The sequence below is a fragment of the Mesorhizobium sp. B2-1-3 genome, assembly GCF_006442495.1.
Lineage (GTDB): Bacteria > Pseudomonadota > Alphaproteobacteria > Rhizobiales > Rhizobiaceae > Mesorhizobium.
In genome coordinates this window covers 256,445-265,107 of the sequence record NZ_VFWL01000009.1, presented here as the reverse complement: position 1 = coordinate 265,107, position 8,663 = coordinate 256,445, and the positions used below count along the sequence as shown (strand labels likewise).

Below are 8,663 nucleotides of genomic sequence, written 5' to 3'. Positions count from 1 at the left end.
TGGCAATGTACAAGAAGAAGGACAAGTGACGTGACCGTCAATCTCGCCTCCTTCCTCTATCTGGTCTCCGGCATTCTCTTCATCCTGGCGTTGCGCGGCCTGTCGCACCCGACCACCAGCCGGCAGGGCAATCTCTACGGCATGATCGGCATGGGCATCGCCATCGCCACCACGCTGGCGCTGGCCACGCCATCGGCCGGACGCTTCGGCCTGATCGTGCTCGGCCTTGCCATTGGCGGCGGCGTCGGCGCCGTCACGGCCAGGCGCATCGCCATGACCTCGATGCCGCAACTGGTCGCCGCCTTCCACTCGCTCGTCGGCCTTGCCGCCGTGATGGTGGCGGCGGCCGCCATCTATGCGCCGGAAAGCTTCGGCATCGGCACGGCGGGCGACATCCACGCCCAGGCGCTGGTCGAAATGAGCCTGGGTGTGGCCATCGGCGCCATCACCTTCACCGGCTCGGTCATCGCCTTCCTGAAGCTTGACGGGCGTATGTCCGGCAAGCCGATCATGATCGGCGGCCGCCATTTCATCAACATCGCGCTTGGCATCGCCTTGGTCGTGCTGATCGTGCTTTTGGTCACCACCGAATCGAAGCTCGTCTTCTGGCTCATCGTTGCCGCATCGCTGGTGCTGGGCGTGCTGCTCATCATCCCCATCGGCGGCGCCGACATGCCGGTCGTGGTGTCGATGCTGAATTCCTATTCCGGCTGGGCGGCCGCGGCTCTGGGCTTCACGCTCGGCAATCTGGCGCTGATCATCACCGGCGCCCTGGTCGGCTCGTCGGGTGCCATCCTGTCCTACATCATGTGCAAGGGCATGAACCGCTCCTTCATCTCCGTCATCCTCGGCGGCTTCGGTGGTGAGACCGCAGCCGCGGGCGCTGATGATGGGATCGAGCGCACGGTCAAGCAGGGCTCGGCCGATGACGCCGCCTATCTGATGATGAACGCGCAGAAGGTCATCATCGTGCCTGGCTACGGCATGGCCGTCGCCCAGGCGCAGCACGCACTGCGCGAGATGGCCGACAAGCTCAAGGCCAATGGCGTCGACGTCAAATACGCCATCCACCCCGTGGCCGGCCGCATGCCGGGCCACATGAACGTGCTCTTGGCCGAAGCCAACGTGCCTTACGACGAAGTGTTCGAGCTCGAGGACATCAATTCCGAATTCGCGCAGGCCGACGTCGCCTATGTCATCGGCGCCAACGACGTCACCAACCCGTCCGCGCGGGATGACAAGTCCTCACCTATTTACGGTATGCCGATCCTCGACGTCGACAAGGCGCGCACCTGCCTGTTCGTCAAGCGCTCGCTCGGCTCCGGCTATGCCGGCATCGACAACACGCTGTTCTACAAGGACGGCACCATGATGCTGCTCGGCGACGCCAAGAAGATGACCGAGGAAATCGTCAAGGCCATGGATCACTGACCCGGTCAGATCGTCCGCATGAAGAAGCCCGGCTCGCCGGGCTTCTTCAGTTTTGGACTTGGGACGATGTTCAACGGCTGGTCAGGAACACGGCCTCCTCGTCGTCGCGCTGCCTGCCGCCGAGGGCGGCCGCGGCGCTGGCGATGAAGGCGCCGATGACCAGCGACAGGGCGCCGAGAAGCGCAAATGTGGCGCTCGCCTTCCTGGCGGTATCGGCCGCCTGCTGGGCCTTGGCCTTGGCGTCCTGCGCCTTTGCCAGCAGCGTATCGACACGCGTCTTGGCGTCTGCTTCCGACAGGCCGGTGCGTGCCGCGACCAGCTGCGACAGGTATGTCTTGTCCTCGGGCGAAACCTCGCCAGCCGCAGCGCTGGCGACCAGGATGCGCGATGCCTGCGCCGCCGCCGCCGCGTCGTTTTGCGGATTGGCTGCCGCCAGTCTCGCCGCGTCCGCCGGCCTGAACAACGAGTCCACCAGATAGGATGTGGCATTGTCCGTCGATGCCCCGCCTGCATTGGCCGATGCACCGGCCGAAGCGCCCTGGGCGGCGCCGGCGGCCACGCTGGATACAGCCTGGACGCCGGAACCCACAGCCGCCGACAGCGCCGAGCCGAGTACGCCGACGACCAGCAGCGTCGCCAGCGCCCATGCCAGGAAGCCATGAGCCGTATCCCGGAAATAAACCTCGTCGGTATGCACGCCCACCCATTTGGTGCGCAGCCGGCCGGCAAGATAGCCACCGAGGCCGGATGACAGCCATTGCACGACGATCAGCCAGACCGCGGTCGAAACCGCGAAGCTGGTGATAGAGGCGCTTGAGCCCGACCATGGCGAGACCATGCTCAACCCCAGGCCGGAGCCGAGCAGCATCAGGATGAAGGTCAATGTCGAGGCGGCGAAGGCACCGGCGATGATCGGACCCCAGCTGATAGCGGTGGCGGACGATTCCACCGCGCCGGGATCATCCGTGATCGACAGGGTGGACTGCATGACAGCCCCCTATCGCGCGAAAAGCATGATGAGAAGGATGATCGGGATTGGAACCCCGAGTAACCAGAGCAAGATGCCGCGTCCCATGGGAGCCTCCTTCGCCAGGAATTGTGATCGATACTGTCACAATGCTGGAAAGAAGCTTCCGTTCCGGCGGTTCGAATGAATCTCGCAAGGGAAACACTGGCGCGACCGACGCGCGCCAATGGTCCCGGGATGACTCCGGATTAAATGTCCAGATTGGCCACCGACAGCGCGTTGTCCTGGATGAACTCGCGCCGCGGCTCGACCTCGTCGCCCATCAGCCGCGAGAACAGGCTGTCGGCGTCGGTGGCGTCGTTCACCTTGACCTGCAGCAGCGAACGCACGTTCGGATCGAGCGTGGTTTCCCAAAGCTGCTCGGCGTTCATCTCACCCAGGCCCTTGTAGCGCTGCATGGTCAGGCCCTTGCGGCCGGTCGCGAACACCGCGTTGAGCAGTGCCAACGGTCCCGAGATGGGTTCCGAGACATCCTTGCGGCGCAGCACGGGCGGCGCTCCATAGACGTCGCTGAGCCGCTGCGCGTAGCGATCGAGCTGTCGCGCATCGGCTGAATTGATCAGCGCCATATCGAGATGGGCGTATTCCTTGACGCTGCGCACCGTGCGTTCGAAGACATAGCCGCCGATACCCTCATTCGAAGTCGACATCCGGCCGGTCCAGCCGCGCTCGGTGTCCTCGGCAATGATGTCGAGACGTTGCGCGATCCGCTCCGCCATCGCATTGGCGCGGCCAAGATCGGCGACGACGTCGGCATTGAGCCCGCCGGCGATCGCCGCCTGCTCCACGACGCCTCTGTTGTAGCGCGTGTGCAGGCCGTTGATGAGCTGGCGCACCGCGAGCGCATCGTCGATCGCCGCCCGCAGGTCCTGTCCGGCGCGAACCTCGCCGGAGCCGAGCGTGAGCGAGGCTTCTTCTAGTCCCGAGCCGATCAGGAATTCCTCGAACGCGCTTTCGTTCTTGATGTATTGCGAGCTCTTGCCGCGCGTCACCTTATAAAGCGGCGGCTGGGCGATATAGAGATGGCCGCGTTCGATCAATTCCGGCATTTGCCGGAAGAAGAAGGTGAGCAGCAACGTCCTGATATGCGCGCCGTCGACATCGGCGTCGGTCATCAGGATGATCTTGTGGTAGCGCAGCTTGTCGGCGTTGAATTCGTCCTTGCCGATCGACGTGCCGAGCGCGGTGATCAGCGTGCCGATCATGTCGGAACTGAGCATGCGGTCGAAGCGGGCGCGCTCGACATTGAGAATCTTGCCGCGCAGCGGCAGGATGGCCTGGTTCTGGCGCGAGCGGCCGCCCTTGGCGGAGCCGCCGGCCGAGTCGCCCTCGACGATGAAGATCTCGGACTTCGCCGGATCGCGTTCCTGGCAGTCGGCAAGCTTGCCGGGCAGCGAGGTGACGCCCAGCGAGGTCTTGCGGGTGATGTCGCGCGCCTTGCGCGCGGCCTCGCGCGCCGCCGCGGCCTGGATCACCTTCTCGACCACGACCTTGCCTTCGCTCGGATGTTCTTCGAGCCAGGTGCCGAGCGCCTCGTTGACCAGCCCTTCGACCACGGGCCGGACTTCCGAGGAGACCAGCTTGTCCTTGGTCTGCGAGGAGAATTTCGGGTCGGGAACCTTGACCGACAGCACTGCCGTCAGCCCCTCGCGGCAATCGTCGCCGATCAGCGAGACCTTTTCCTTCTTGGTCAGGCCCGAGGAATCGCCATATCCGGTGATCTGACGCGTCAGGGCGCCGCGAAAACCGGCGAGATGGGTGCCGCCGTCGCGCTGCGGGATGTTGTTGGTGAAGGCCAGCACATTCTCGTGGTAGCTGTCGTTCCACCACATGGCCACTTCGACGGTGATGCCGTCGCGCTCGGCCCTGATGGCGATCGGTTTGTCGATCAGCGGTTTCTTGACCCGGTCGAGATATTTGACGAATTCCTCCAGGCCGCCATCATAGTGCAGCTCATGCCGCACGACGTCGGCGTGGCGGGCGTCGGTCAGCACGATGCGCACGCCCGAATTCAGGAACGCAAGCTCGCGCAGCCGATGCTCCAGCGTGCCGAAATCGAATTCGACCATCGTGAAGGTCTCGGACGACGGAAAGAAGGTGATCTCGCTGCCGCTGCGGCCTTCATAGGTGCCGGGCTGCTTGTCCTGTTCATAGCTGCCGGTAACGCTCAGCGGCGCGTCGGCATTGCCGTGTGTGAAGCTCATCTCGAAGATCTTGCCATTGCGGCGGATCTTGAGCTTCAGCCAGGCCGACAGGGCGTTGACCACAGAGACGCCGACGCCGTGCAGGCCGCCGGACACTTTGTAGGAGTTCTGGTCGAACTTGCCGCCGGCATGCAGCTGCGTCATGATCACTTCGGCTGCCGAAATGCCTTCGCTGGGATGGATATCGGTGGGAATGCCGCGCCCATTGTCGATGACGGTGACCGAACCGTCGGGATTGAGCGTCACCGTGACGAGATCGGCATGACCGGCCAGTGCCTCGTCGATGGCGTTGTCGACGACCTCATAGACCATGTGATGCAGGCCCGAACCGTCATCGGTGTCGCCGATATACATGCCGGGCCGTTTGCGGACGGCATCCAAGCCCTTCAAAACCTTGATGGAATCTGCGCCGTATTCGGCTTCGGCGCCGTTGGCGTTCTCAGTCTGGTCGCTCATGAAAACCTGTTGTCTAGAGGCGGCTGGTGGAGCGCGAAAAATCGCCCCCGAATCGCGCTTTCAATATGGCCTAGATATAGGCGTTAAAGGTGGTTTTTCCAAGGTTTGCAGGCATTTCCGGGCGGAAAAGCGCACCGTCGGCCAGCTATTGGCGAGAGGCTTTGACCTTAGCCAGCCGGTCGCGCAGGAATTTTGATCGTGAACTTCTATCTTGGCGCCGGCTGCCGCGATGGCGGCCATCAAAAGCATCAGCAGCAAAGCGCATGGCAAACGCAGGCCGAACCGCCCACGGTTCGGTCGTTTGCCGACATTCCGCCTGTCTACGGCGCGGGCGAGCCGGCTTGCATCAGCCGGCGCGCATCGGCTTCAGCGCCTCGCTCCAGCGCAGCAACTCCTCCAGCATGGTTCTTGCCCCGCCCTGCACCTGCTCGCTCGCTTCGAAGGAGCCGTCGGTCCCCAGCAGCTTCTGGTACAGCGGCAGCGCGATGCCTTCCGGAACCGGCATGACGCCGACGGAGGTCAGCAGCGGCTTGAGCGCCTGTGCTGCGCGCAGGCCACCGGAAACGCCGCCATAGCTGAAGATGGCGGCGGGCTTGTATTTCCATTCGCGCGAGAGATAGTCGATCGCGTTCACGATGGCCGGTGCGACGAAGTAATTATATTCCGGTGCCACGAAGACGAAAGCGTCGGCGGCATCGACGGCCTTCGACCAGGCCTTGGTATGATCGTTCAGGTAGTTGCCGAGCCTGGGATGGTGCGGCTCGTCCAGCACCGGCAGATCGAAGGCGGCGATGTCGGTCAGCACCGGTTCGAACTTGCCGTGCTCGCGCGCGAACCGCTCCAGCCAGTGAGCGAAAACCGGCCCGGCCCGGCCCGGCCGGGTGCTGCCGATGATGATGTTCAACTGGTGCTTCAAGGCGGGCTCCTTCGATTGACGGTATCTGTTGGTGACTGTGACCTACGGCAGAGCGCCGTCATGGACAAGACCGCGCCGTTTGGCGAGCGGTCACAATCAGATGATGGGAGCATCGCTCCGTCCCTTCGGGGGCACGGGCTTTTATCGTCAGGCCACATGGACGCGCCGTGCGTCAGTCACTACATCGAACGGAGGCAAGGACTAGCGCGACGCGCTTGCCAGCGGAGCAGCCATGGACACTCAGCCCGCCCCCTTCGTTCCGCCGGCGCCGAGGCCGCGCACATCGCCGCCCTCGACGCTGGAGATGATGCGCATCGTCTACCGCAACCCGCTCGAGCTGTGGGGAGAGCCGACCTACAACGAGCCCTGGATCTCGGTGAACGGCGTCGGTGGACCGCTGGTCATCGCCAATGACCCGGGGCTCATTCGCCATGTCCTGGTCGACAATGCCAGGAACTACAAGATGGCGACGGTGCGCCAGCTCATCCTGCGGCCGATCCTGCGCGACGGCTTGCTGACGGCCGAAGGCGAGGTCTGGAAGCGTTCGCGCAAGGCGATGGCGCCGGTGTTCACGCCGCGTCACATCTTTGGTTTCGCGGGACCGATGCTCAAGCGCACGCTTGAATTCGCCTCCCGCTACGAGGATGGCGGCATCTCCGACATTGCCCACGACATGACGCTGCTGACCTACGACATCCTGGCCGAGACGCTGTTCTCCGGGGAAATCGCGGGGGAGCCGGGCAGTTTCGCCAAGGAGATCGACCGGCTGTTCGAGACCATGGGCCGCGTCGATCCGCTAGACCTGCTGCGCGCGCCCGAATGGCTGCCGCGGCTTACCCGCATCCGCGGCCGCAAGACCATGGCCTATTTCCGCAAGATCGTCAGCAATACGGTCAAGATACGCGAACAGAGACTCAGGCGCGATGCCGATGCCGTGCCGCAGGATTTCCTGACCCTCCTGCTCAAGGCCGAGGGGCCGGACGGGCTGACACGCTCGGAAGTCGAGGACAACATCATCACCTTCATCGGTGCCGGCCATGAGACCACGGCGCGAGCCTTGGGCTGGACGCTCTATTGCCTGGCCGAGGCGCCATGGGAGCGGGAAAAGATCGAGCGCGAGATCGATGCCGTGCTGGCGCGCGAGCCCGATCCGACCAGATGGCTGGACGCCATGCCGCTCACCCGCGCCGCCTTCGACGAGGCGCTCAGGCTCTATCCGCCGGCGCCGTCGATCAACCGCGAGCCGATCGAGCCGGAGAACTGGAGGGATCTCCACATCCCGGGGCGCGCGGCCGTGCTGGTCATGCCTTGGGTCGTCCACCGTCACAGGAAGCTGTGGGACAGGCCGGACGCGTTCATGCCGGAGCGGTTCCATCCGGGCAACCGCGAAAAGATCGACCGCTTTCAGTATCTGCCGTTCGGCGCCGGGCCGCGCGTCTGCATCGGCGCCAGCTTCGCCATGCAGGAAGCGATCATCGCGCTCGCCGTCCTGCTGTCGCGTTTCCGCTTCGATTCCATCGCGCAAACCAGGCCGTGGCCGGTCCAGAAGCTGACCACCCAGCCGCAAGGCGGGCTGCCCATGCGGATCACTTCGCGCCTGTAATCGCCCGCCGTCGGCCTATGTTCAGACCGCCGGTTTGCGCTGGAACTGGCCGGCCGCGCGAAAACGCCAGAGATAGCTTGGCAGGATCGTGCCGAGCGCCTGCGGCTGGATGCCGAGGCCGGCAAGCGTGCGGTTGGCCCTGGCGGCCTCCTCCGACACGACATTATGCTCGCGCAATTGCAGCACCTGGTCCTTGGTCAGCAGCGGGTTGGGCAAGAGGCCCAGGATCGACGCCTGCAGGTTCGCCACCCACCACGGCACCGGAACCAGTAGGCGCTTGCGCTCGATCACCGCGAGCATTTCCTGCATGCTTTCCTTGAAAGTAAGCACCTGCGGGCCGCCAAGCTCGTAGATCTGACCGCCCTTGACCTTGCCATCGACCGAGCGCGCCACCGCTTCGGCGACGTCGCCGACATAGACCAGCTGGAACTTGGTGTGGCCGCCGCCGATCAGCGGCAGTGCCGGCGAATAACGCGCCATGTTGGCGAAGCGGTTGAAGAAACTATCTTCCGGTCCGAAATTGATCGACGGCCGCAGGATCACGGCGTCCTTGATCGTCTCCAGAACGGCCTTTTCACCAAGCGCCTTGGTGCGTGCATAGTTGGATGCGGCTTCCAGGTCGGCGCCCAGGGCCGAAATATGGGTCAGGCCGGCGCCCGCTGCGCGTGCCGCTTCGGCCACGGCGCGAGCGCCGAATTCGTGCACGGCCGTGAATTTCTGCCGCCCGCTCTCATGCAGCACGGCAACCAGGTTGACGACATGATCGGCGCTCTGCACGGCGCGATCGACCGACCAGCGCACGCGCACATTGGCCTGCACGGGCTGGATCTGGCCGACATTGCCGAGCGGCTGCAAATGGCCGGCGAGATCGGGCCGGCGGCAGGCGACCCTGATGCGATAGCCGCGCTTGGCCAAGGCCCGCACCACGTGGCGGCCGACAAAGCCCGACCCGCCGAAAATGACGACGAGCTTGGGGGTCTGCAGGATTTCGGTCATGGCTGGCTCCGGCGCTCGAAAGCTTGGCTG

At 64.4% G+C, this 8,663-nt stretch carries 6 protein-coding genes; 2 read left to right on the top strand and 4 right to left on the bottom strand.

The genetic code is table 11. From position 1 onward, the window contains the following. Positions 1-30 precede the first annotated feature (30 nt). Positions 31-1,431 carry an NAD(P)(+) transhydrogenase (Re/Si-specific) subunit beta gene (locus FJ973_RS17435; RefSeq protein WP_140512860.1) on the top strand — a complete coding sequence of 467 codons (1,401 nt, stop codon included), beginning with the start codon at positions 31-33 and terminating at the stop codon, positions 1,429-1,431. 70 nt (positions 1,432-1,501) lie between these two features. Here FJ973_RS17435 and FJ973_RS17430 read toward each other — a convergent pair whose 3' ends face one another. The 3 genes from FJ973_RS17430 to FJ973_RS17420 all read right to left on the bottom strand — a co-directional run bounded on the left by FJ973_RS17430 (position 1,502) and on the right by FJ973_RS17420 (position 6,034). Beyond that, entirely contained in the window at positions 1,502-2,419 is a 918-nt protein-coding gene (locus tag FJ973_RS17430; RefSeq protein ID WP_140497276.1) for a hypothetical protein, read from the bottom strand. A gap of 227 nt (positions 2,420-2,646) precedes the next feature. Further along, positions 2,647-5,118, bottom strand: coding sequence for a DNA topoisomerase (ATP-hydrolyzing) subunit B (gyrB, locus tag FJ973_RS17425; RefSeq protein ID WP_140512864.1), 2,472 nt, complete (start codon positions 5,116-5,118; stop codon positions 2,647-2,649). 346 nt (positions 5,119-5,464) lie between these two features. Beyond that, entirely contained in the window at positions 5,465-6,034 is a 570-nt protein-coding gene (locus FJ973_RS17420; RefSeq protein ID WP_140497272.1) for an NADPH-dependent FMN reductase, read from the bottom strand. Positions 6,035-6,266: 232 nt separating this feature from the next. On the opposite strand from FJ973_RS17420, the gene FJ973_RS17415 reads away from it, so the two are divergent. Next, positions 6,267-7,637 (top strand): cytochrome P450, encoded by a 1,371-nt coding sequence (locus FJ973_RS17415; RefSeq protein WP_140512865.1) that lies wholly within the window; start codon positions 6,267-6,269, stop codon positions 7,635-7,637. A gap of 21 nt (positions 7,638-7,658) precedes the next feature. Here FJ973_RS17415 and FJ973_RS17410 read toward each other — a convergent pair whose 3' ends face one another. Continuing rightward, entirely contained in the window at positions 7,659-8,633 is a 975-nt protein-coding gene (locus FJ973_RS17410; RefSeq protein ID WP_140556916.1) for a complex I NDUFA9 subunit family protein, read from the bottom strand. Positions 8,634-8,663 lie beyond the last annotated feature (30 nt).

What these genes read in the sequence shown, in the direction of transcription:
- gyrB (WP_140512864.1), bottom strand. Translation starts at nt 5,118, where the DNA reads ATGAGCGACCAGACTGAGAACGCCAACGGCGCCGAAGCCGAATACGGC.
- FJ973_RS17430 (WP_140497276.1), bottom strand. Translation starts at nt 2,419, where the DNA reads ATGCAGTCCACCCTGTCGATCACGGATGATCCCGGCGCGGTGGAATCG.
- FJ973_RS17415 (WP_140512865.1), top strand. Translation starts at nt 6,267, where the DNA reads ATGGACACTCAGCCCGCCCCCTTCGTTCCGCCGGCGCCGAGGCCGCGC.
- FJ973_RS17410 (WP_140556916.1), bottom strand. Translation starts at nt 8,633, where the DNA reads ATGACCGAAATCCTGCAGACCCCCAAGCTCGTCGTCATTTTCGGCGGG.